This window comes from Bacteroides sp. AM07-18 (assembly GCF_003602695.1).
GTDB lineage: Bacteria > Bacteroidota > Bacteroidia > Bacteroidales > Bacteroidaceae > Bacteroides > Bacteroides uniformis.
Genome location: NZ_QTLM01000001.1, coordinates 431560 through 457801, shown reverse-complemented (window position 1 = coordinate 457801; position 26242 = coordinate 431560). Strand labels below are relative to the sequence as shown.

General features: G+C 42.0%; 19 protein-coding genes. 3 read left to right on the top strand and 16 right to left on the bottom strand.

What is annotated here, in order from left to right; translation table 11 throughout:
- Positions 1 to 159 precede the first annotated feature (159 nt).
- From DW096_RS02165 to DW096_RS02155, 3 genes are all read left to right on the top strand, one after another.
- Positions 160 to 393: a YecH family metal-binding protein gene (locus DW096_RS02165; RefSeq protein WP_005825578.1), complete on the top strand. Its 234-nt coding sequence runs from the start codon at positions 160 to 162 to the stop codon at positions 391 to 393.
- 311 nt (positions 394 to 704) lie between these two features.
- Positions 705 to 1664 (top strand): S9 family peptidase, encoded by a 960-nt coding sequence (locus DW096_RS02160; RefSeq protein WP_005825579.1) that lies wholly within the window; start codon positions 705 to 707, stop codon positions 1662 to 1664.
- A gap of 509 nt (positions 1665 to 2173) precedes the next feature.
- The gene (locus DW096_RS02155; RefSeq protein WP_005825581.1) at positions 2174 to 3565 is read left to right on the top strand and encodes a hypothetical protein; all 1392 of its coding nucleotides are present in this window, start codon (positions 2174 to 2176) and stop codon (positions 3563 to 3565) included.
- 91 nt (positions 3566 to 3656) lie between these two features.
- Here the strand turns inward: DW096_RS02155 and DW096_RS02150 are convergent, their stop codons facing one another.
- The 16 genes from DW096_RS02150 to DW096_RS02075 form a co-directional block, all read right to left on the bottom strand.
- Positions 3657 to 3938 (bottom strand): hypothetical protein, encoded by a 282-nt coding sequence (locus DW096_RS02150; protein WP_061411824.1) that lies wholly within the window; start codon positions 3936 to 3938, stop codon positions 3657 to 3659.
- A 213-nt stretch (positions 3939 to 4151) separates the two neighbouring features.
- Positions 4152 to 4478, bottom strand: a complete 327-nt coding sequence (locus DW096_RS02145) for a hypothetical protein (RefSeq protein WP_008664637.1) — start codon at positions 4476 to 4478, stop codon at positions 4152 to 4154.
- 710 nt (positions 4479 to 5188) lie between these two features.
- Complete coding sequence (locus DW096_RS02140) at positions 5189 to 6271, bottom strand: competence protein CoiA family protein (protein WP_118930757.1); 1083 nt, start codon at positions 6269 to 6271, stop codon at positions 5189 to 5191.
- Positions 6272 to 6355: 84 nt separating this feature from the next.
- Positions 6356 to 7207, bottom strand: a complete 852-nt coding sequence (locus tag DW096_RS02135; RefSeq protein ID WP_118132165.1) for an AbiH family protein — start codon at positions 7205 to 7207, stop codon at positions 6356 to 6358.
- A 131-nt stretch (positions 7208 to 7338) separates the two neighbouring features.
- The gene (locus tag DW096_RS02130) at positions 7339 to 8892 is read right to left on the bottom strand and encodes a hypothetical protein (protein WP_118930850.1); all 1554 of its coding nucleotides are present in this window, start codon (positions 8890 to 8892) and stop codon (positions 7339 to 7341) included.
- A gap of 78 nt (positions 8893 to 8970) precedes the next feature.
- Positions 8971 to 9426 (bottom strand): DUF6808 domain-containing protein, encoded by a 456-nt coding sequence (locus DW096_RS02125; RefSeq protein ID WP_118930758.1) that lies wholly within the window; start codon positions 9424 to 9426, stop codon positions 8971 to 8973.
- On the bottom strand, positions 9423 to 9947 hold the full coding sequence (locus DW096_RS02120) for a glycoside hydrolase family 108 protein (protein ID WP_118930759.1): 525 nt from the start codon (positions 9945 to 9947) through the stop codon (positions 9423 to 9425). Before DW096_RS02120 ends, DW096_RS02125 begins: the two co-directional genes overlap by 4 nt.
- Positions 9948 to 10077: 130 nt before the next feature.
- Positions 10078 to 10419: a hypothetical protein gene (locus DW096_RS02115; protein ID WP_118930760.1), complete on the bottom strand. Its 342-nt coding sequence runs from the start codon at positions 10417 to 10419 to the stop codon at positions 10078 to 10080.
- Positions 10420 to 10429: 10 nt separating this feature from the next.
- The gene (locus DW096_RS02110; protein ID WP_117881345.1) at positions 10430 to 10918 is read right to left on the bottom strand and encodes a hypothetical protein; all 489 of its coding nucleotides are present in this window, start codon (positions 10916 to 10918) and stop codon (positions 10430 to 10432) included.
- 11 nt (positions 10919 to 10929) lie between these two features.
- The gene (locus tag DW096_RS02105) at positions 10930 to 11514 is read right to left on the bottom strand and encodes a DUF4376 domain-containing protein (protein ID WP_057281083.1); all 585 of its coding nucleotides are present in this window, start codon (positions 11512 to 11514) and stop codon (positions 10930 to 10932) included.
- A 5-nt stretch (positions 11515 to 11519) separates the two neighbouring features.
- Positions 11520 to 12554, bottom strand: a complete 1035-nt coding sequence (locus DW096_RS02100; protein WP_057281084.1) for a sialidase family protein — start codon at positions 12552 to 12554, stop codon at positions 11520 to 11522.
- Between the two features lie 5 nt (positions 12555 to 12559).
- On the bottom strand, positions 12560 to 14404 hold the full coding sequence (locus DW096_RS02095; RefSeq protein WP_118930761.1) for a hypothetical protein: 1845 nt from the start codon (positions 14402 to 14404) through the stop codon (positions 12560 to 12562).
- Between the two features lie 16 nt (positions 14405 to 14420).
- Entirely contained in the window at positions 14421 to 14705 is a 285-nt protein-coding gene (locus DW096_RS02090; protein ID WP_008664647.1) for a hypothetical protein, read from the bottom strand.
- 19 nt (positions 14706 to 14724) lie between these two features.
- Positions 14725 to 19491 (bottom strand): hypothetical protein, encoded by a 4767-nt coding sequence (locus DW096_RS02085; protein ID WP_118930762.1) that lies wholly within the window; start codon positions 19489 to 19491, stop codon positions 14725 to 14727.
- An 83-nt stretch (positions 19492 to 19574) separates the two neighbouring features.
- Positions 19575 to 19997 carry a hypothetical protein gene (locus DW096_RS02080; protein ID WP_005837071.1) on the bottom strand — a complete coding sequence of 141 codons (423 nt, stop codon included), beginning with the start codon at positions 19995 to 19997 and terminating at the stop codon, positions 19575 to 19577.
- A 5-nt stretch (positions 19998 to 20002) separates the two neighbouring features.
- The gene (locus tag DW096_RS02075) at positions 20003 to 26113 is read right to left on the bottom strand and encodes a hypothetical protein (RefSeq protein ID WP_118930763.1); all 6111 of its coding nucleotides are present in this window, start codon (positions 26111 to 26113) and stop codon (positions 20003 to 20005) included.
- Positions 26114 to 26242 lie beyond the last annotated feature (129 nt).

Below are 26242 nucleotides of genomic sequence, written 5' to 3'. Positions count from 1 at the left end.
TAGAAGCAAAACCTTTTTACTTTTTTTGAGGTTTTTAGCATAGTCGTAACAAGTGTTATTTTACGTAAAAGCAAATATCCGGATATGTGTGTTGGACTTTGTCACATATGTTACACTTATACTTAGAATATCATATTATCTTTGCCACAAAAAAAGATTATGGAACAATTACATGCACATGAAGTCCTTCACATGATGGAAGGTAATAGTTATACTGAGTTATCATTGAGAGAAGCCATTATCCAAAAATTCGGCGAGCAGCAGCGTTTTTTCACCTGCTCTGCCAACAATATGGATGTAGATACCCTGATAGAATTTCTTAAAAGAAAAGGAAAATTTATACCCGCCAATGGTGGATTTACAGTGGACATGACTAAAGTTTGCAATCACTGATGAGGAATATTAATTCCTTCTTCTGTTAAATTGAATATTATTTATGTTAATAGTTAACGGAAATAATATTCTACTAAACCATGTTATAATATCCGCTGATTACCCGCTAAAATTTGGATATCTCCTGCAAGTACGTATCTTTGTACTGTGTTTTTCATAGTATTAGATTTAAGGTTAATAAAAAAGATTGGCTGTCTGGGATAGATAGCCTTTTTTTATGTCTAAATGTCATCTTTCCCCTTTTTAGTTATAGTTTTATTCTATCTTTGTAGGTCAGATAATCCACGCAGCATTAATAGAATAAACTGAATATGGGAAAACGCTTTATTTTTATCTTGATGGCATGCTCATTATTGAGTATAGCTACTGTTGTGCATGCACAGCATATTGACAAGCAAACATATACTTTTGCCATCAAAAAGGCTGATACTCTGAAACTGGACAAGTATGTAATGATTGATCAAATACAAGGGACACAATCAAAGCCCGTCATTCTTTTTGCATTTGGGGGAGGTTTCAAAGGCGGGAGAAGAGATAATCCCGATTACATTTCTTATTTTCATTTTTGGGCACGAGCCGGCTATGTGGTAGTATCAACAGATTACCGTACCCAATTAAAGGATATAGATAAATCGGAGTATTCGGACTTGCAAGGATTCTCTTCTGCCCTGCAACAAGCAATCACTTGTGCTGTAGAAGATTTTGGTGATGCTACAAATTATATAATTGAGCATAGTGTAGAATGGCAAATAAATCCTGCACAAATTATAGCTTGCGGTTCGAGTGCAGGTGCGATAACTGCCCTTCAAGCAGAGTATGAGATTTGCAATCAAACGGCTTTTGCGGACAGATTACCTGCCAATTTCAATTATGCAGGGGTCATTTCCTTTTCTGGAGTAATCTGTGCCAATGGTATTCCAAAATGGATAATGTCCCCTTGTCCTCTTATGTTGTTCCATGGTGATGCCGACAGCACGGTTCCTTTTACTAAGGCAGTAGTAGAGGAAATGGGGCTATGGGGCTCAAACTTTATCTGTATGCAACTGAAAGAAAAAGAGACAGCATACTATTTCTATATAGCGGAAGGTATAGGACATTCCCTATCCTATTCTCCTATGAAGGATAATCGTCATGACATCCTGAGCTTCCTAAACCGGTTGGTACTTGGTAAAGAAAAACGTTGCATTACGACTGTAGAGAAGAATCCGGAAATATCTAGATATAAGAGTGATTTTACAATAGAAGATTATATCCGTGAAAATATGCGTTAATTCCTATCTTTATATCCTTTCCAGAGTTTTTGTTTCTCCACCAATCAATTATCTTTGCACATTATTATTCTATAAAAACAAATCTTTAATTCTATAAATTATGTTGGTACGTATTATCAGTATGGTCATAGCCGGAGTTATTATAGTATATCTAGTCCGTTGGATTGATAATTTTTTCTCCAGGTATCGCAAATAAATCTTGCCTGCAATGTAAACCAAATACTCCAATTTGTTTCCCATTACAACCTATGCTGACAAAATGCGGACATTTTCTAATTCTAAAACAAGAAAACCGCAAAAGCTTTTTATTAGCCATTTGCGGTTTTTTCCTTGTGATTCCGTTGCGATTCGGAATGTAAAATACTATAAAACCAATACATATAACATTATATTAAAAATCAGAGTAATATAAAAATATTATATTGCATGCCATTGCATTATGTTGTGCAATATTTGAACTGAGTTGTGCAATTTATGTATATTTGCACAACCGATATAACAGAGAATATATGACTACAGTAAAAGCATTTATAAGAACTGGGAAGAAAGATAAAGAGGTAAATATCAGATTTCGATTATCTGATGGACGCAATGTACAGTTATTCCACAAATCAGATATTATGGTCTCTCCTACTCTTTGGGATGCCAAGACTGAAAAATATAAGGCTAAAAGTATTATAAAGTTAGACATAAGAACATCATTTAATACATCTATTGAAGAACGGAAGAATCTAATTTTATCCATTTATGGGAGCAACAAAGAATTAACCAGTGAAAAACTGGAAATCTTAATAGACCAGCACTTACATCCTGAAAAATATAACATCAGCAGTGAAGAGGAATCCATGTGTAGTATGTTCCAACGCTATGTTGACGGATGGCTAAATGCAGGTGTAATAGGTCCTGGCAGAAAGAAACATTACGATGTAGTGATAAGGGAACTGACTCGATTCCTCATTATCAATGGCATTGACGGGTTGCCGGTCAATGAATTCAATAAGGAACATATTCTAAATTTTCGTGATTTTCTACGCAAAGAATACACTCTGGTTGAAAAATTTCCAGAACTGTACGCAGAAATGAATAAGCGGAATATACCATCAAAGGAAAGAAGCCAGAATACAATTGCTGAGAAACTATTATTATTACAAGCATTTATGGTGGAGCTTGAAAGTAATGATGTTATTCCCGTATCTCCTTTCCGGAAGATAGGAAAAGAAAAAGAGTCCATTATGAAGCAACAATATGACGAGCCTTTCTTTCTCACCAAAACAGAATTCAATGAAGTAGTCCACAAAGAATGTCCCGAAACATTGCAGCGAGTAAAAGATGTATTCGTTGTTCAATGTTGTTTCGGTTGCCGTATAGGTGATTTCAGACGATTCACTTTTGATAATATCAGCATTGAAGAAGGAATACCTTACATTCATTATTTACCTCAAAAAACGCACAAGGATGGACTTATACGCACTGAGATAAAAACTCCCATCATTCGTATTGCTTATAATATTATTATGAAGTATAAAGGTAGGCTACCAAGCAATGCTTTGTTACCCTATTATCCTGATGGCAATGGTGAAACCGGGTACAATTATCAAATAAAAAAACTACTTGAATACTGTGAGATTAGCCGGAAAGTGGCAATGTTTAGTGCGGCATTGGGAACAAATGAGTACAAATCCATATATGAGATTGCAAGCAGTAAACTTGCCCGTAAAACTCATGTAGATTTAATGAATAAAGTTCAGATAGATAAATACGCAGCAGGACTTCATGCAAAAGGCAGCGGAGCTGTAGACAGATATACCGGATTAGGTATAAAAGAACGTTTTATTTTAATGTGTGCGGCTTTTGGCTGTAATCAGTATGAAGTTGACGATGATTTATCTGTAATGGAATAGGCTCACTTAGTATCTCATATTGATACTCTGTTATTTGACACCATCCCCGTAGTTGAGCCGCTACGGGGATTTTTACTGAAAGAGGAGCGATTCATTCAACTGCCTTTTCCACAATCTCCATCACTACATGGCTTGACTCCAACCAGAACCAATACCACAACCAAAGCATAATCCCACCCAACCAAACAAAAGCCACATCAATATAGTACAAATTTAATATCCTGCTAACCAATACACATAAGAGTTCTCCGCAAAGCACATAGGCAGCAACCATAGTAACAAGCTGGTCATTGGCAACAGTTATCAAAACCAGAATGCCTATAACGGGAAGAAGGGAAATACAATCAATTAGAAGTTGTTGTTTGTCATTCATAATACAATAGGGATTAGAATACAAATATAAACATTATTTTGTATAAAACAACCCTCTATAATAGGAATTTCTGACGAAAAAGAAACGAACTATTATTACAATATAAACAAAAAGAGCGACTATTCAGCCGCCCCTTTCGCATTAACGAGATAGACATAAAAGCATCTCGAATCATCTCTGTAGATGGATGCCGAACCACTACAGAGTTTCCATTCATTCTACAGTTTCTCCTTTTTCATTCAGAAGTACCGTTACTTCTTCAGTGGATTGATTTTCCTTGGTGATGGTCAACACAACCTTATAAATCTTACCGGTTTCTTTCTCGGAAATGAAAGCCTCCTTTATTACAGCCCCCTCATAGTCCTTAGCCAAGACATTCATAACTGCCTGAGGCAAGTCTTTTACTTCCACTTTTGTGAACTCATCCTGAGGATTTTGCTGAGTTTGCTCTACAGACTGTGTTCCAGAAACCACGTAAGCAAATGCTACTGAACTGCCTAATCCCATAACCATTGCTAATGCTACCAATACTTTTTTCATAATCGTAAGTTTTAAGTAAATAAATATAGTTTTTGTATTAACTATAGGACAAACGATATGCCATGATGTACATCAGTACATAATACATTATACATCAGCATATTATAAAAACAAGAAGGAATAATTATGTGTGGAAATATGTGGAACTGAGTACCACACATGGGGAATAATTACACAATATGGATTACTTAATTCTTGGGAAATGGAACAAGACAGCTGAATAAGCTGCCCCTTCTATAAAACAGTCAACAAACAGACATTCACTAATCAAATGACATAAACATAAGCATAAATAACCCGGCTAAAGCCATAGCAAATGCAATTACCATACAAAACTCTTTTTTCATAACTAATAATTTGGTTAAACACATATTTCCATCGCACGTTCAACAACGCACTCTTGTCTCCGACAAAACCTCAGCCGCATAAAAGCTGAGGTCCAGCATGTTCCTTTCAATATATACAATCAATTAGAGCACACAATGTTGGAACATTCTGTAAATCCAGTATAAAGAAACTGCAATGGCTGAAAGAAGGACTATACTAACACTATATACCGGATTCTACTATAAAGACAACTGCTTTTCTGAAATTCCCTACGTGACTTGAGGGAATTTTTATAAAAGAAAGGGCACGCAAACGAAAAAGCCCCGACATGTCATACACAAGGTATGAATTGTTACTGAAATATGAACAAAGGAAAAGGCAACTTATTGGGCTACCTTTCCTTTTATATAATCTATTCCCTCATTCCCCATACCTTTTTTCCAGATATTATATGTAATATATGACAAATAATCACAGTTTTCATTTATAATATTTTTATCAATACTGAACTCATTACATCTTAAAGCCTCACTGGATTTGCAATGCCTTTCAATACCTTTTTTCTTATACAAACAACATATCCTCTCGCTCGTATAATAATTCGTTTTATAATATTTACATAAGAAACAATTTCTCACATTTTCATAATTTTTATAGGCAATTACCCAACCAAAAGTCAAAGGATCTATAGTACGATTAGTATAATAATCGAATGTAATCTCAAATATAGCAGATGAATATCGATGGGTATATTCATTACAACTAATACGCTTATATAAACCTTTCATTGATTCTAATAATACGAATTTATTGAGTTGCATCCCACATGTTCTAGTAATCCCATCTTTACGCCTAAAATTATAAAACATTGTTGTCTCATCTTCTGAAATCATTCCATTTCTTATAATATCGTCTAATTCATATTCAGAGCTTAGAGCAACTTCAATAATACGCATCCCAGATTCTATCTTCTCCTTCTCACATTGATGTGAAACTAAAATCTCAATAAAAATAGGCTCATGTCTATTTTCAGAATCAGAAAGAAATAAATCAGCCCGGAAACCTTTATATGTTTTTTCTCGAGTAATTACATTGTAATAATTCTTTAAGTTAAAAGATCGGCTCGATTCTTTCTCACAATAATAAGAAGTATAGTCATCATGATTCCATAGACAATGTTCAAAATTAGAGCATCTATCTTTTGTTCTAAAAGAGATATTTAATGCACCATCTGAATTAAACCACTCTTCAATTCTTTTCTTGGCAAGAGCATGAAGATAAGTTTCATAGCTACAGTTTTGCGGTCTTATCTTATGAGCATAATGCTTTACTTTAATAGAACCTTCTTTTACAACCATTTCTCCTTTGCAATGAGGACATCGATATTCTATTCCTTTCTGAGCATTTTCAATACCAATGCAATTTTCATTCTTATCAAGAGCATACGTATATTTGAGTTCTGCCATAATATTAAAGAATCATGCTTTATTCAACTACTCCTTCAACAAACCATTCCTATTCATAATAACCAAATAACAATTAAATTTGAATTACTTCTCTTTTTTTATATTTATAAAACTAATATTATTATATTCTCCCAATTTTGCTTGCTGATTATTTGTTAAAACTTTAATCTGCCACTTTATATCATCGTAAGAATCCTGACCATAATGATAAAATATAAGCTCTTTTTCTTTACATCCAAATTGAGATTGTCGTCTAAAAAAATCATCAAAATAAGAATGATCTGTTTGCCCCAAAGAATATCCAAAAAAGACTATTTTCTCTGCATTATCCAAGATGTAAGGTAACCCCTTGACTTTTTGATAAGGATTATGAGATTTATACAGAAATACATGCCTTTTATCTATTTCGGCATTATCTTCTACTCCAAATACAATGCCATTCCTCAATGTACCATGAACATGATTGATTAAATATTCTGATTTATTATATGAAATATCACTTAATATATTTTCAATTGTATAGGTATAATTAAATGTAAGAATATAGACTGGAGATGATTTAAAAGCATGGTCTAACACATAAGTGCCTATAGCTGAAGAATAGCACCCTTCCTTAGTCACCTCTATCAAATATGACTTTAAATGAGAACACAGTTCATTGTATTCATCACGCAATGTGTCACTCTTTTTAGGTTCACCTTCTATAGATATTCTTGAAAGAAAAGTTCTTTGCGAATACTCACTTAACTCATTTTCAATATCAATCCATAAATTTAGAGATTGCCTCTCTCGAAGATAGTCCACCAAAAAGTTATTCTTTATATCAGAAAACCAATGGCTTTTCATAAAATCCTTATAAGAAGTTTTCAGACCAAGATTTAAGTCAAACCCGTTACCTACAACAAACACGGTTTTATAGTTTTGCAATTCATCCATAGTATTATAGAATCAAAGTCACTTCACAAAAATACAAAGTTAAGAGGAATTATCCTATAAAAAGTAAATAAAAAAGCCCCGATGGAAACCGGGGCGAAATGCGTATTAATTTAAAATTTAGAAAAAAGGAATTATACTTGAGCATAAAAACAATCTAAATCTAAAACAGCTCGTCTTATTGCTCGATAATCATTATGAGGTACCGTAACAAATTGTTCCCCTTCCTCCCCTAATTCTGCAGAAAATAATCCTTGAGGGGCTCGTGATGTATTTATTAAGTCCACATAACATCCATAATCTATACTATAAACATTATATCGTATCCCTGGAGTATCCTGACTTGAGACACTCTGTTTTATAACGTGTATCACTCTAGCATCGTACAAATAATCAATAAGATTATTTTCAATATCTGTCCTTAATAAGAAAGCGCGAGCATTCCTTTTACCAATCACCTCATCTATAATCCATCGCAAAAGTTTTATAGCTTCCATACTTGAAGTTACAGACTTTTCTTTATCACGATTATACCATATACGAGAGGCGTCTCTTATATTTTTAATAGATATATTACTAGAAGCAGCCTTTGTAGCAGCTTGAACTAAAATATTTATTGCGTCTCTAGGTACTCCCTCCGAAGCTCTCACTAATTCTTCAAAGGCAGGAATTTGCGTAAAAGTATTACTAATTAATTCATCCGCAAACTTTACTTTCTGCTCTTCTGGCAATAATGAATTTATATGCTTAAACAATAAATTTTTAAAAAAGTCTATTGATAAATAATCATTATTATCGAATACCATAAATTCATCCAAATTAAGACTTGTCATATCAGCACCTGTTTCGATACCAATATATTCCGAAATACTCTTTTGGATTTTAAAATTAGAACGATGTTCTATCGCTCCTATTTTTACTGTTACACCATAAATAGGAAATAAACAACGCCTCAATAAATCACCTAAAAAAGGTTGTAATTCAACAGGTATTTCAGCCCATTCGTCTAATACAATCCAAAACTCATGAGGAGCTATCAAGTTAAGTATTTTAGACATAATGACCCTAATAGAAGGAAAGTGTACTCTATGATTTTCGAAGCCAGTATTTACTGTTTTTTCTCCTATTTTTTCCCCAATACAACAATCTTTTGTAAAACCAATATTTGGAGCTGTTCCCAAAGTTAGTGCGACATTGTTAGAGTTTTTAATATTTGATTCAACCAAATTTTCTTTAGTAATTTCACCGCTTATTTTTATTTCTGAGATAGAAGTTGCTAATTCCTCCAATAAAGGTCCCATAGTTCCCATATGTACATCTTCTCTATTGTCTTCAGCAATGAATTCAAATATCTGATCATGAATAACTGAGAACACATCAATAAGCAGTCTTGTCGCTCTTTCCGAGACAGGAATAGTTCTATCTGAATATAAACCGCCTGTAGAACCTACTAAACGTAAATCAATATAAATAGGATAACTACCTTCATTTTCTATTTTCGAGCATAAATATTTAAGAACATGCGTCTTACCTGTCCCGCGTCGGCCATATAAAATTTGATGGTCATTATTCATTAATTGAGTAAACAAAGAGCCGACATCAACAAAAGTATTTACCAATTGTTCCGTAGAATATTTCTCTGACCTTTTCCTTAATTTTAAGATAGCTGTATTTATTTCTTTAGCCATAGCACTAATTATATAGTGCAAATATAACTAAGTTTAAGATATAAAACAAAATTTTCAAATAAAGAGATTCACATAATATTACCACTGAAATAAATCATAACTTATACCACCGCCAACATAAAAACCACCCGGATAACCATATCCAGCCTGCAACCCTAATCCCCAACGCTTCTTCTTCGACTTGACAACCACCGGATGGTAAATATCATTCGTCACCGTCTGATACACAGTCTTAGGAAATACCTGTAAACTATCCAGCCGAGGGTCTACATATCCACTTACCACAGCCCGATACGAGCTGTCTCTATATACCACTTGCTTACGATGAAGCAAGGTATCACCTATCCGTGTCGTATCATCTGGCACGAAACGCCAGAACACAGCCATCGGTGCAGAGATAAGCATCGTATCTACCTTGACAACCGTCTTTATCTTCGTCTCGGTACGTATTTCTGCCGACAAAGGCTCGTGCGGACGAAACCAAGCCGCCACACAAGCAAGCAATACAACCAATATCCACAGTAACTTTTTCATTCCTCAAACCTTAAATCGTTAATCCGATTCATCCACCCCCGTTTGAATTTATTGTTCGCCGGACGAGAGCGGCATATATCCTCGATGAAATCGAACCGTGCAATCTTAATCATGTCGAACAACTCACGCGGGTTCCTGGCATTCACCGCAGCGAGTGTCTTAGGACCTACTATTCCATCCACAGTAACACCAAGCAAGCGTTGAGGTATCTTTATTCCGTGTGCACCCGATGCCCACACCCAATCGACAAGGATATTTGCTACGGACTGGCTCGTTATCAAATCTGCCTTCCATCTATCCCAATAATGCGGCTTGAGCACCCGGTTAACGACATCCTCACGGGTAAGCAGACGCAGGTCATCCACGTCTATATCACCGTCACCGTCCTTGTCATAGCCGCATGACTTCCACGTGCCGATAGTCACACCCATATTCGTTGCACCTCCAAGGTCTGCCGGGTCATTCACGAAACCGCCTTCCCATTTGAGAATCCAAGGCGCTAATTTATACACATTCGCCATTCTTATTTTCCTCCTTGATTTTTGGTTTTACATAAAAATACAATATATTTGCAAACGCCTTTGTTTAAACTTTAAGTTGTGTAGTATTAAGGGAAAGGGAGCCGTTGTGAAACACCTTCCTTTCCGCGAATCAGTAGCCGTTTTGCGGTTCTCTGTCACCGCATTTCTTCCTCTCACACCGTTTCAGTGCCAGTTCCAGTTTCAGGTCAGAATTAGCCTCCTTCAGTGTAAACAACTCATCCTGCACCTTACGGAGCCGGTCTGTCTGCTCCACAAATCGCTGTTCCTTCTCCGAAAGCTGCTTCTGCAGGAACTCGTTGTACTCCCGTAATGCCTTGAACTCCTCGACATCAGCATGCGCGTCCTCAATACGCGCATTGGTCTTGCGCGACATCCACCACTTAACAAGCTGCTTGATGCCCTCGATGCCACCGAGTGCGGTCACCAACATAATCCAATCATTCATTTCCATTTCTCCCGGTTTAACAATCGATACAAATTATAAGCACCCCCACATAAGCACAAGCAAACGCTGCCATCTCCGCCCAGAACAGCCATTTCCGGTATCTCAACATGATAACAACGGCTATCGGGAAAGCAACCGCAGGCAAGTACCACATACCGGAGAGACAAACCCAAAGAATTGTAGCTAATCCGGCTATTACTGTCCCTGCATAATGTACTTTGCTCTGAAATTCCTCCTTGAACAGCGGGGCTGTCCCGACGAACATCAGCCCACCGCAAGCAAGAAATGCCAAACATTGCAGGTTCTCCGATGAGCATTCAATCCACACCGGCATAAGCAGCATGGCAGGAACGGCCATCGCCGCCTGAAACAGCCACGCCGGGCGGTTCCGTTTCTTCAGTTGATAATAGGTGTCAGAGAGCGACCAGGGCACTCCGCACACTCTCACCGCATACATTATGTACATAGTGAGCAAAAACAGCGACATAAAACATAAGTAAATCATAAGCTATCAATTTAAAGGTTGAACACTAATTTTTCAGGATAACCGGAAGTGTAATCATACGCTCCGACCTCCTCTTTCGTAGCAAGTCCCATAACCGCGGCCAGATGTTCCTGCGTGGCATTATAGCATTCCAGGGCATACAGTTCCAGTGCGGCCAGCATCTGCAAGGCAAGAGGAATGGGGATTACATACTTCACGGCATCATACCACAGCACGGTTGTCTCCTTACCCACAGCCTGCTCGATAGTAATTGAGTTTACCAGTCCTACCCGCGTATCCTTGTCAAGCCACATCCGCTTGCCGCCAAGCGTAAAGGAATTCACGGCATCGGACCCGTCGTAAACAGCAATTTCATTGACCTTCGCGCTCTTCACACCCTCCAAAGTCGGTTCATAGGGAGGGGTTAATTCACATTCGAGAATTTCCTTTGCAGACGCTGCCGGATGGGCTTCGTAAAATGCTTCCTGTTCCGCATTCAACGGTACCCAGGCTCCATCCAGGTAATCCTCATAGGTTGTACCCACTTCATAGTTTTCGTCCAGTTCAAAATCAAGACGGACAACTTTCTCCTCTGAATAAATATGTATATATTGCATTATTGTTAAAGCCTATTTTTATTCATTATGATAAATCGGTAATTCGTTCTAATACCTGATGTAAGCGGTGCCGTATTTATTTCAGTAAATGAGCCCAGATAATCCGAAGATTTGAACATACGATACGGAGAAGAACTTTCCTGTGCTATCGCATACTTTCCGTCAGACGAAAGCCCCAAAGCAAAGCTATTGCCAATAACGGAATGCTTCAATGCCCAGGTTTTTCCGTAATCGGCGGATATACGTGCACCGGAATAAGAGTACCCTCCCTCTATAACCATATATTTCCCGTCATAGGATATGGCCAATGTACGGGCAGAGAAACTCGAATCGGTAATTTTAGTCCACGTCTTCCCATAATCCCCGGAATAATAGGCATAGTATAACTTTGATGAACTCTCCCTGTTGCAGCAACACAACATGTATTTGCCGTCACCGGAAATGGCAATCTTTGTGATAGGCCCCCTGAATATTTCACTGCTGAAAGTTTCTCCATAATCGGAAGATATAAACAGCTCATGGGTAGTATAATAGGGAGAATTTGACGCATATGCCACTACGTATCTGCCGGAATGGGACATTTCCACCCCCATGAGAGGCACGGTATTGTCTTTTAATCCATTGGAGACCCGCCATGTCTTCCCATAATCCCCGGAAAGCATCAAATCATATTTGTTATTGCTATTCTGACACACAACAGCGACCAGATTCCCCCTGCCGTTGCAGGCTATCGAGTATACGGAATAGCAATTATCAGGCTTGAAAGGTTCTGCCGTCTCCAGAAAATCCGTAGAACGCAATAATCCCACATTTGCCATATAGCACGAGCAATAGATATGCCTGCCGTCTCCGGACATGGCAATCCTCGTTCTATCGTTGCTGAAAAAGTATTCGTTTACATTAGGAAGGTCGGAAGGTTGTCTTCTGGTCCATGTCATTCCACAATCCTTGGAAATATCTATTAAGGCTCTACTGTCGGAGAATGCAATCACATACTGACCGTCCTTTATATTATTGCTTCGTCTTTTTAATACACTCATAAACCTTAGTCCCTTGTTTTTACGGATATTGAATAGGCGCCAGCGGCATAGCACCAGATACTAATCTCAAAGATATCTCCAGCGGAAACACTGATTGAAGTACCGGACATCGAAGTGAACGCGCCGGTATTGGGTATCGGCTGTGTGAATGCCGCCGATGCGACGCAGCGGATATACAAGTCATTGCCCACTGACATTCCGGAAGCAAGGCTGATGTTCGTGGCAGAACCCAAACTTGCAGTGATACTTCTCTTGGAAATTGGCAGGGAGGCCAGTGTCGTGACCGTATTCGCACCGGTGACTGTCGGGTCACCGACACCTTGCGGCCCTTGTGGTCCTTGCGCACCAGTCGCCCCTTTAGGTCCAGTAGCTCCGGTAGCACCCGTAGCGCCTTTTGCTCCGGTAGCACCCTTCAGGTTCTTGAAAGCAAAGGAAAAGGTTCTGGCCAATGCGGTACCACCGAGAGAAACGGTCACGGAGGGCGTACCGATGTTGGCGTCAACCGTAGCAGTAGCACCGGTAATACTGGCACTTGCACCTGCTGCACCCGTGGCACCAGTAGCACCGGTAGCGCCTTTTGCACCCGTATCACCTTTGTCTCCTTTATCGCCCTTTGGACCTTGTATTCCTTGTGCACCAGTGGCGCCTTTTGCACCAGCAGGACCGGTAGCACCAGTATCACCTTTTACTCCTTGCGGTCCTGTGGCACCGGTATCACCTTTCATGCCCTGTGGACCTTGTACGCCTTGAGGACCTTGCGCTCCCGTATCCCCCTTCTCGCCTTTATCGCCCTTTGGACCTTGCAATTGTCCTTGACTTTGCCAATCACCGTTATACCAGGCATAATATGTATAAGGCAATGCAGTTCCAACGGAATAGAAACCAGTGATGTTTGCCCCGTCAGGTACAGCAGTCTTTAAGGCATCAAGCGTATCGTAACGTCCAAGAAGGGTGAATGTATCTCCCGGCTTGCCTTTCACATAGATATCCGTCTTAACGTATTCTTTAGCGCTCTTATCCCATTGGTATACATAGTGGTCTGCACCGATGTAGGTAGGATGTTCTGCCGTATCAGTAGCATTCGCAGTAGCCGTCTCCGATTCCTGCTTGAGGGCAGCAAATTCAGTGACACGGGTACTTTCAGCATTTACGCGTCCGGTTTCGGCTGTTTGGCGGTTAGTTTCCGCACTATTACGTGTATCCTCAGCAGTGCTTCGGGCATTCTCAGCAGTAACGCGCTTACCTTCTGCTGTAGCACGACTGGTTTCAGCATTGACACGACCCGTTTCGGCTGTCTGTCGGGTTGACTCTGCGTTGGCCCGCACTGTCTCAGCATTTTTACGTTCCTCCTCGGCGCTGACACGTTTACCTTCGGCAGTAACACGGCCGGTTTCGGCAGTTGCCCGTCCGGTCTCAGACGTCTGTCGGACCGCTTCAGCTTTGCCTCGCTCTGTCTCTGCCGTTTTCCTGAGACCTTCGGCTGTCACACGTTCCTTTTCGGCATTGATACGCGTAGTTTCAGCAGATGCGCGGGTACTTTCAGATGAAGCACGCTTTGTCTCAGCCGTTTCACGGGATTTCTCAGCTTCCTTGCGTGCGTTCTCCACTATGACACGCTCCGCTTCGGCTTTGCGCACTTCCTCAGCAGCTTCCTCAGCAGGGGCAGACAGCAACTCAAGCGGTGCCTCGACCACCGATTCTTCCATACCGGCAAGACGGAGGGCGGGCAGGCTCACGATATCGGCCAGCGAATCGACAATCTCCACATCGCCCACACCTTGGGAGCCGACAAGAAGGGCTTTCTTCACCTCCTCTACAAGCTGGTTGAACTGATTTGATTCCAATACCATAATTTTCAGAATTGATTTAAGATGGCTGGATGACGTTCAGTTGGTTAATTACCGCACGTTTCACGGCAGCTATGAGCCGCGAGTTCTTCACCACAAGTTCAAGAGCCTTGCAATACTGTTCCGGGATTTCCACCGCATCTTTCGAGTAGTAGATTTCCCGTGCCAGGTCTTCAAAGCCTATATCCAGAAGGATACTTCCGTTGTACATCATTTCATTGCCGACCGTTTCGGCTACGTCGAAGGTCTGCTTGGCGCCTTCGAATGAGGTCTGGGCCTCGATTTTCTTAAAGTTGATTTTCATACTTTCTATTTTAATTATTCTATATACTCATCCATGACAGATACCAATTCCCCAAAACCCGTTTTATCACATGCCATTCACGCCCGTTGATATTCGTCCTGGAAGAGTTCGCGAACGTACCGGAAGGAAAACTGATGGTATTCCCGTTCGGCATTATCCATATCTCATGCCCGTCAGAAGAGGACGGAAGGGATATAGTACAGTTGCCGTAAAAAAGCAGTGTGTGGTCGGTCGCCTTAATGCTGTACCTTGTAACCGAAGAGAGTATCACGTCAGTATTCCGGTATACACCTTGCGTCTTCAGCGGCCCGGCAATTTCCAGAGTCCCGGAGGACGGAGCATACATCTTCCCCACTATCACATCACCACCGAAATAGCTCTCGCCGGAAGATACGTGTATGGCCCTATTGCGCCCCGGAATGGTTGCAGAGATGGTTACCACCCCTTTGACTGTGCCCGCTTCCATAGTCTGGTAGGGCCTTATCAGGATGCTATTGGCTCCTCCGTCCGACGCTATCGCATGCAGATAGTAGCTCTTGCTGAGTTCGAATTGCGTAGTGCTATCTGTAAGGTCGGTCACGAACGCTCTCGAGTTGGTGGATATACCGTTACCATGCAGATACAGATAGTCACCTATCCGGCCGCTGGAGGCGTTTATCTTTCCGTTTACGGTGATGCCGTTCAATATGGCGTTGGCACCGGAAATATTTCCTTTCAACGTAAGATTATTGGCTGTGATATCGTTAAGCGTGGCATTGGCACCGGATATGGTACCTTTCAGGGTAAGGTTGTTCGCGGTGATATCATTCAGTGTAGCCCCCGCCCCGGTAATGTTGCCCTTCAACGTAAGGTTATTAGCAGTAATGTCGTTCAGGATGGCGTCAATACCTGAGATATTGCCTTTTAATGTCAGATTATTAGCTGTGATGCCGTTCAGCGTAGCATCCGTGCCCGTTATGCTGCCCTTTAGAGTCAGGTTGTTTGCCGTGATGTCGTTCATCGTCACACGCCCGTTTGTATCGACCACGAAACTGCCGTTGATGATGGTCTTTCCCGTAAAGTTTATCCGGTCAGCCTCGATTGTAGCATTGGATATCAGCCTGCCCGCTTCGCCTTCGGTGATGAACGCGCTGATTTGAGCACGCCTGACGATATCACCGTTGGGGTCGACCTTTTCCGCAAACATGGTGGCGATATTGCTTTCCGTCACTAAACCGGCTTTGTCGATATTGGTAATGTTACCTTTGGAATCGAAGGTTATCTTCTGCACGAACTGGTCTATACGGCTGGCCGTCTGGCTAATGGCTGAGGTGTGCTGTTCCACGGTACCCTTCAGGCTGTTTGTGGCGGTCACCATACTTTCTATCTTCTCGGCAGTCACATGAAAGCTGCCTGCATGGGCGAACAGCTTGCCGTCCAGGTCAGAGACGGACGCACTGAAGTCTGCACGAAGACCGCGGGCCGATATGTCAATAGCAGACTTATATGCTTCGGTGATTCCAGTCTCAAGGCCTACAAGACCGGACGTGAATTCAGATTTCAGACCACGGGCGGAGATGTCGATAGCAGAGGTGTATTCTTGCGTTATACGACTCTCAGTATTCGTCAGGTCCTCCGTGAACTTCGCTTCAAGGTTGCGCGCGGTAAGCAGGAATTCACTGTGATACTCTTCAAGCTTGCCTGCCGTGCTTCTGATTTCGTCAAGGTTCGCCTGAATCTTCTTGTCTGTAAGTTCAAAACGCATATTGAATTCCTCGCGCAAGTCAGCAAGAGCATCATCGGTTAGCGTAAGTGCATACAAGTACATGTCACCGGTAAAAGACATGTGGAAATCACCGGTTCCGTTCCACTTACCGGTTATCTCCATCTGTTTGAATTCAGTACTGGGATATAGGTCCTTAGAAAAGGAAATCGGGGTGTATTCCTCAAAACCTTCTTTGTTCTCGTTCTTGAAATGGAAGGCAAGAGTGCCGGGGCGCTTCACCAGATACTTGAAAGAGATAGTGAACTGCCGGGGGCGCTTGAGTTCGTCGAAGGTCTCAAAATCCGGATGGCGGTAAAAGTCTGAGTTGACCTGCTCGATATAGCTGTTCTTAAGGCGTAGCACATTCTTTGCGCGTTCGCTTACTATATCGGCGAAAGATTCCTTGTTCGCATAGAAGTTACTGTTGAAGTACAGCAGCCGACCGTCAACTCGGAAGATGCGTATGTTGCTGCTACCGGTCCAGTACTGCATGTCAGCGGCAAAAGACGCATTGTTAAGGTAATTGTTCAGGGCATTGATTTCATCACGCACGGATGAGATTTCAGACTTGATAAGTCCTTCAATGACAGTGAACATTGTCAGGATGTCCTCACCGGCCATCGTAAGGAATCGCCCTTTGATTTCTACGCCACCTTCCGGTGTGTACTTGATGTAAGTGCTCTCATCACGGGCGCCGATATAGGAAGTACCGTACACTTTCATGTAGGCATGCCCGGTGGATTTGTCAACACCGAAGGAGATTACATCTTTCCCCGTTAGGTTGAAGTCGTCAATGCCGGTGTAGAAAGTTATAGACGGGGATGTCTCGTTGGTAGACGATAGCACGATTGCGCTTTGAAGGTCTACATCTGTACGGTGGCCCAATCCTATAATGTCATCGCCCGCTTGGGGAACATCGCTGTCCTCATCGCAGATGGTCTTGGACAAATCGATGTAGTCACGTCCCACGGCCACAACCTCACGCCAATAGTAGCGATTGGAGGCATTAAGAGTGGTTCCTTCGACGATGTTGCACTCCTTTGCCTGCGCCAGCGAGCCTACACTGAACTCGTTGGCTATCGCCTCACCGTCCTGCTCGGCAAGAAAACTGCAGCGGTAGACGTCTTCCAGTTCCTCCACGCGGATGCACTTCATACCGGCATGGGTGATTATTTGTTCACCGCCTACATGGGTAGCTCTCTTGACTTGCAATTCATCAAAGACGGCCTTTATCTTCACATATAGACGGTCAACGACAGCCTGCGAGGTGCCGTCCTTGCGTACCGTGATACCGCTGCCGTTCTTGCCTATCAGCAATCCCTTCAAAAAGTTTATGATTTCTTCCGCTACGTCGCTTGCGTCCTTGCGGAGGAACATTCTCAGGGTACGCAAGGCTGAGAACACATTGAAGTTGCTTGCGGCCGTAGCGTCGTTGGTCTTGATGACATAGATGTTGCTTCCTCCCGAACCGGTGAAGGTCTGTCCCTTAAAAGTCAACTCTTCGACTTGCGTTTCAATATCGGAAATGCGGGAATAGGCGGTGCTTTCGCCAATCGTATACTGCGGGGAATCGTAAGGCTTGTCGAGGTTGATTTCAAAGCCGATGACACGGGACAAGCGCCCGTCCTTGAAGTAGGCAGGATTGACAAGGTTGATGCGCTGTCCTATGTCAAAGCTGTGATTTATTTGGTCTTTGTGTACCCAGATGGAGTTGAGCGTAGCCGTATAGGTGCCGTCGTCGATGCAGGTCTTTGCCACGTACTTCTTTGCAGTGGCAAGCAGTTCCTCTTCGGCAGCAGCCACCAGCCCAAGTTCGGTTATCTTCTCGGCATTCCAACCAGACAGTACATACTTGTCACCTTTTGAAGGGAACAACACTTCATCCGGCAAGGAACGGCCGTAGTCTTCATTCTGTACAATCTCCCAAAGTTGGGCATCAGGATTCCATGTGCCGTCGTCGTTCTTTTCGGTCAAACCAAGAGGATTAAAAGCTACGCCGAACTCCATGCCGTTGAGCTTGCCGGATTCGAACCTGATTTTGAGTTCCTGTCCTTCAAGGATGTATTCCTTCGAGAAGTTGATGCCTGAATCCTTGAACCGGTAGAAGGTAGCTTTTGTCTTTGTACCATCTTCATTATCTACCTCGCTCTCATAAAAGCTTACACCGGTGATTTCACCTACTCTTTTGGGGCAGATGTCATCAAATACAACAACGGCTTCGACAGCTTCCAAATCGGTCAAGCCCTCGTGGGCATCCACGTATGGAGTGCCTGCCGGAAGCATAAGGCGCTTCTGGACGATACCGTTGACAACAGCGGTCTGGTCTACCGGGCGATAGTTGGTAGGGATGTTTCTTGTTGAACCGAACGCATAGATTCTTGTAGCATAAGTACCCTTGCTATCACTCCGGCTCATGTCCTTGGCTTCCTTATCCAGTTCTATCTTAACAGCATCGGAGAACTCACAGCGTCCGAAGTTGATTACATGGTCCGTTACCCAACAATCACAACCCCAGTTATCAGCCATGCTGAACATAGCATCAATGAGGTTGGTATTGTCATAGGTCATCAATTTGGAGGAGTTCTCGACACTATCGTCAATGGAAAACACGAAGTCTTTTCCCTCATATTTATAACCAAGAGCTTTCAAATTGCGAAGGAATACACCCATCTGGACATCCAGTGAAGCGGTAAGGGACCAGGACGCTTCCAGTCCTCCGTACTCCGGGGTGTACTTGAATATCTTTGTTTTCCACTTGAAATAGTAAGCGTCAAAACGAAGTTCATAGGAGTAGCCTCCGTTCTTGTAGGTCGGATAGGGAATATCTACAATCTGATAGATTTTTGCCAATTTACCGCCCATGGAGGCATCGAGTACCCCACGCAGGTCAACGTAATCACCTACTTGGAAATCGACTGGGGACAGAGTATTAAAAGGTAGTACGACATAGTCCTCTTTCATTAAAGAGAACTTGCCTTTTGCACCGGGATTGATACCAGTTGAAAAGCGGGTATTGCCTTGTATGTCCTTAATATCTATCATGTAAACAAAGGTCGGACATAAAAAAAAGAAGCCCTAAAAATTAGAGCTTCCATACACGACAATGAATTTAATGTCGTAAATTTCTAGCCTACAACACGGTTAGATGGATTATACTCACAGAATTTGGCTGATATTTTCCCAAATGTCCGGTCTAAGCTTTGGGCATAAGAAACGCTCTTTCCTAAATATAGCAAATGATAAATATCACTACTGTTCTCAGGAATCTGAATATCAATTTTACCTTTGTAAAGTTCTTCATAAAAAGCTGTTTTCTTTGCCTGATAATCGGCAGGAGAATCACCTTCTACTGTAAAAACAAGAGTTAACTCACGCTCATCAAGCTTGGGGTTATCCATAAGAACTTGTTTCCCATGTTCCAAGCGTGATTTATTCTCTATAAACTCTTTCAGAGGTACCGGTGCTCCCAGTACATCAAGAAAGTTATCTCCCATTCTAACACCCCACTCTTTTAGGGCTTCTCTTCCGTTTATTATTAATTCTGCCATAACTATTATAGATTCTTTATATCCTGCTTGATATCATTTGTATTATCGAGTATTCGCGGACTATTCTTGGCAAGAATAACAGAGTTTTCAAGTATATCTCTACGGTCCATGTTACCTTCTACTTGGAATGTTCTCATTTCATCTACGATTCTTTCCATATTGGAGACTTTATCGGTCAATGCCTTTATGTCCTCTGTCGGGAAAACAATATGTACCTGCGACTGATAGCCGCTCGCTATTGTCTCTTTGGCTCTATCTGCGAAATTAGGAGTTCCAGATAACAAAGCTGGGACATCCCCACTTCTAAGATTGAGCAATGAAAGTTTGCCATTGATGGATGAAAGTAAACCGGTCTGTTGAATGGACTGGTTCTTTATTTCTTCCCCGGCAACCTGCAAAGCTGTAAAACGTCCGTTAAGTTCTTCGCCGGTATCTTGTGACATGGCTTCAAAACCCTTGCTACTCGCCTGCTGTAAAAACATGGTTCCAAAGAACTGGTTGATGGCATCAACTTCTTTCTTCATGTCGTCAACCATCGTCTGTTTCATGGAGTCGAGGAGCTGCTTTTCTTCGGAAGTCAGGTCGTCATCTCCCATGGCCTTTTTCCACTCATTGTACCACTTCTGCATCTGCGGTTTGAAGTTCTCCACATACATGGCCTTAATCAAAGCCTTGCGCATGTATTCGCTCATGTCATCGGAAATATCCTCCGCTGTGGCCTCTATATCGTACAAGGAATTCAGAATACCATCAGAGAACGACTCCCATTCCTGCTCAGCTTCATTACGGGCGTTCTCCGCTTCCTGGGCGGCTTCTTCCGCACGGTTGATGGCTCCCGTATCAAGAGTGGGGAAAAGCTTGTTAGCCGCATCCACAATGTCGACACCGGCTTTCTGAATTTCGGCTATCATCTCGTCCAGAGTCTTGCGCTCGGCCGTATCAATGGCACCGTCTTTCATAAATTCGGTATATTTGTCATACCAGGCCTGAATCTGAGGCTGGAGCTGGGCAGTAAACATGGAATCCACCAAGGCATTGCGCATATATTGATAGATATTGTCGGCTATGTCCTCGGCGGTAGCTTCTGCGTCATAGAGCACACTCTTGATACTGTCGGAGAAAGAGTTGAACGCTTTCCTTACCTCCTCTCCAGAGTCTTTCCACGCGTCACTGATTTCCCCGGCAGCATCGGCGACCTCCTTGCTCAACCCGTCAATGTCATTCTTGATGTTTGTACGCTCTTCATCGGTTACAAGTCCATCCTCTGAGTATTCCTTCCATTTTTCCCAGATGGCCTTGATACGCGGTTCGTACTGTTCAAGGTACATTGCCTCAATAAGCTCTTTCCGCATGGAATCGGAGATATTCTTGGCAACAGTCTCAGCAGTAACTTCCGTATCATACAAGGAACTTAATATTCCATCGGAGAATGATTTGAATTCCTCCTCAAGTTCTTTCTTTAGGTTGCTCTCAGTAATGCCAAGAGTATCACTCAGAATATCCTTAGCGGCCGTAATGTCGTTAGCCAACTTCTCCGCTTCGTTTCTTAACGCATCCTTTTCAGTGCCGGTTATGTCACCGTCAGACATGGCTTCCTGAACCTTCTTGTATAACTCCTCTATCTGCGGTTGGAAGCTATCGGTGAACATCTTATCAACCATCTGCTGACGGATGTACTCAAAGATGTTATCTGTCACATCCTCGGCAGTGGCTTCGACGGAGGACATGGCAGACTTGACGCTATCAACAAACGACTGCAAGTCTTCGGCGTTCTTCAGCTTGTCAGCAAACAAACTATTAACGTCCTCTACGCCCTTCATCATCTGCTCAATGTATTGGTCAATCCGAGAGCCGAGTTGTACCATGTCACTCTCGGACAATCCGTCTTTGGAAAGCCCTTCAAAGGTCTTGTACAACTCTTCCATCTTGCTCTTGTACTCCTTTTCATACAGAGCGTTAATCATTGCCTGACGGAAGTAATCATAGATATTATCAGAAACATCCTTGGCCGTCACATCAAGGGAAGTAAGAGAACTCTGCATACTACCGATGAAATCCTCATAGTTATCCGTGCTACTGTCGGTATCCTCTTTGGTCCATCCGAAAATTTCCGCAAGCTTGTCACGTTCGGCAAGTGCGGAACCGGCAATTGCGTCATACTGCTTCCGAAGAGCCTCCATCTCCTCCTTCGTAATGCCTCCTTGGTCTTTATTGGCCTGGGCAAAGGCATCGTACCACGTTTGAAGGTCCTCGGTAAATTTGTTGCCTACCATTGTGGTAAGCACGGCACGCTGCATATATCCGCTGAAACTGTCAGAAAAGTCTTTCGCGGAACTGCCCATATCCATGAGGGTATCCACAAAACTGTCGAAAACGCTATCGAACGTTGTCTGTGTCAGTTGTTCACTAATCTGGTTCTGAATATCCTCAATCCTTTCCTCTCCATCTATAATGCCGTTCAAATATTCTTGCACGTCACCGTCCATCTTCGCCCAGAAGGCAGGAGCTTCGGATTTAAGTTTCTCCAATTGCTCAACAGTGAGGTCAAACAGTCCGGTCATTCTTCCGGTCCCGACAAACTCTTTGGCGGCATTGACTGACATGTCGAGTGCGTCGGCAATGTCCTGCCAGTCGCTTGACGAGGTGTTCTTTGCCATCCGCTTGCCAATGGAATGGGAACCTGCGGATGCACCGGAATTAAGACGTTCTTTTCCCAGTAGGCGATATGCCTCAATTTGCTTTTCAACAAGGCCAAGCGCCTCTTCTCCTACCTTGTCTGCCTCCATGCCGTAGGAAATGCTGATGTATTCCTGCTTCTTGTCTATCAGTTCATCCCATATCTCATTGAGCCTGGTGTACTCCTCAACCATCTCGTTATAGTGGGAATAATCGGCACCGAACATCCCGTCCAATGCGGACACTACAGAGGAAATTCCAGAAACCGCACTCATTGCGCCTCCGACAATATCACCCGACATGATTTGCCCGACCCCGGATGCCGTTTGTCCTAAGCCGCCAAGCGCATCAATGGCACTTGTTATCTTACTGTCGTCAAATCCGAATATGTCGGCGATACTTGAGCCAAACTCATTCAATGCAGGGGCAAAAGACGTCACAGTATTTCCTATATCGGTGATTCCTTGACCGATTTTCTTGGAATCGTTGCCACCCTTTTTTATGGCTTCTATCCCTTTCTCCAAGTCAGAGACGAAAGCCTGCCACGGTGATTTGCCTTTCAGCTCATCCTTTAGCCCTCTGATTGCATCTGTTACGTCCTTTATGGAGATTTCACCCTTTTCTATCTTTTCAATGTCCTTATCAGTGAATCCGAGCGCTTTCAATTCGTCAAGTGTAACATTCGTTCCGTCACTTTCCTTTGTACCAGACATGTACTTGACAAGTGTTTCATACTTATCAATGATGGACTGAATAGCGGAAACGGACTTATTGCTGGCATCTTCAAAGAGGTCTGCCATCGCCTTTGTGGAGTGACCGAACTGTTCATCAAGCTGTTCAAGAGCCTTGTTCTTTTGGGCTACCTTGGAAGCGTACTCCGGGCTGTCGGTTTGCAGTTTGGCTATCTCGTCATTGTATTTCTGTACAAGGTTCTTGCGCTTCTCCTGATAGTTTCCGTACTCAATGAAGTATTCCTGCCATGCTTTACGTTCGGATTCCAACTTCTCTTTACTGGCATCTTTAACCCCTTTCCCGTATGACTTGTAAGCGTTTTCTTCCCAAGCGGACAAATCAGATTCCTGCTCATCGGTCAGTTTTCCATTTTGGGCCTTTTCCCACTCTTTGCGCTGCTTGTCTATCGCATCGAGTTCTTTCTGATAGTCTAAGTCAATCTGAGCCAGCTTCTTCTCAGTACCATCCTCCATGAGGTTGATTTCATCCTGCTGGTTTTTCCGACGAATGGAAAGAAGTTGTTCGGCAAGTTGTTCTTGCTGTTTGAGTTGTTTGGCTGCTTCTTTTTGAGCTTGGCTTCCTTGCTTGGAAAACGAATCGTAAACTTTCAGTTCTTTTTCGGCTTCTTTTAGCTTTCTGACATTATCCTTGTAACTATTTACAACAGCGTCATCTATGCCTTTGAATTTTCCTGCATCCAACAATTTCTTTTGAGAAGATGCAATGGAGTTTAAAGCGGTTTCGGCTTCTTTCTTCCGGTTAGTCCAAAACTCCTTATTTTTAATAACAACTTTTTTATCATCTTTTCCTTTTTGCTTATTAGCCTCTGTTCGTATCTTTTCAATGTCAGCTACCACTTTTTTAGCGGCTTCAAGTTTGGATTTAGCATCAGATAATTGAATCTCATATTGTCCTGAATATGTACCTCTTTTAGAATCCGCAGCAATTAATGCATTAATTTTATCAACTTCTTTTTGAGCCAATACAACGCCTGTTTTAGCCCCAACAATCTCTCTTCTATCAGCCGCTTTATTGATTTGTTTTAACAAAGAAAGCTGATCCATTAATTTAATCTTCTCAATATCCATATTTTTAAAAACTTCCGGCAATATTCTCTGAAGTTTTAAATAAGCATCGGCTTTTTGGTATTGAGTAGATGTTTCATCTCTGATTACGCTAAGTAATTCATTTATCTTATTTTTCAGATTTTCAGAAGCATTTTTCATTTTCTCCATTGACTCAGCAGCAGAACGAGCCGTCTTTTCAGCATAAGTTGTATGCTCTGCCAATGTATATACAGCAACACCGAGTGAAACAACAGCCATTCCCACTGCTACATAGGGATTCATTGCGAGAACCTTGTTATATGCAACTTGAGCAACAGTAGCAGCTTTAGTTGCTGTAATCTTCGCCCATATAGACTTTACAGAACCTTGTTCAACAATAGTATTTATCAGTAACCCAGCTCGATAAACACCATAAATTTCGATAAGAGCCAATACACTCTTACCTATAATGTCATAGTTCTTAACGATAGTATCGACAGCAGATATACTTCCTGAAATCAAATCTTGATTAGCAAGTCCTATTTCAGCCAAAGCCGTTGTTATCGTATCTTCCAAATTAGACATTTGTCCCTCAATAGTCTTTGCAATAGCTTCCGTAGAACCTTCAACGCCTTTCATTGAGCCAAATTGTTCAACGGCTTTCATTACAGATTCAACTGTTCGGTCACATTCAACTGTCATATCACGGAACGAAAGCTTAACTTTATTCCCTTCTGTTTGAACACGAACACCGAACTCTTTCCAACGCTCTGGATTATTTATATCAAGTATCGCCTCTGTTAGCTGGTCGAAAGGTTTTGCTACTGTATTGGTAAAATCTCCCATTTTTTTCATGGCATCCATCGAAGGAGTGACACCACGATTGACGAATTTTATAAAATCATCCGTCAGTTCATCAAGTTGGAAGTTTGTTTTTGCGGCAAAGCTATTTATGTCAGATAGATATGCTTTTGCTTTTTCGGAACTACCATTCAGAGCATTAGTTAATACAGATTCATACTTTTGAAACATTCCAGCTGTTGATACTACATTTGAAGCAACTTGTTTCAACATTGCGATTCCACCAATAGCAGCAAGTGTCTTCTTGAATGAGACTCCTACACCTTCATTAACGGTAACAACAGCCTTGCTTTCATCCTTGAACAAAGCGTATTCATCCTTTAGAGCTTTGGTAGATAATCTTGCAAGAGCTTGTTGTGATTGTAATTCACCAAGAGCATACTTTTGTTCTCCTAATGCTGCCTTTGCACGGTTTAATTCATCTGATAAAGATTGTCTTTTAGGGTCGTACTTTCCTAATTTCTTATATTGTTCTGTAAGCATTGAAACATCATTCTGTGTCTCACGTATGATGTCTTTTTGTTTAATGATCTCTTCGGATAAGGAATTGACAGCTTTTTCGCCATCGTATATACCTTTTTTGAATCCCGTTTCCATCTCTGCTCCAGCTTTAGCGGCATTAGTTACCAACTCATCCAACCTTTGATTAGATGCAGCAAGTTGAACATTTAAAGCCTTGAAAGCAGCAGGAGACTGCGTGCCATCCATGCTCATTAACTCTTGTTTTAACTTCGCAATTTCATTACGGAGCCTTACAACCTCTTCCCAGTCACTACCTACCTTAAAATATAATTTCGCCATATCTATTTCTTTTTCCTACGATTAGCCAATTCCTTACCACTGATTCTATTCACTTTTTGACCACCATATACTGCGTGTAATTTATCCCGTTGCATCATCAGCAAATTCCGATAAGGGATAACCTCAAAC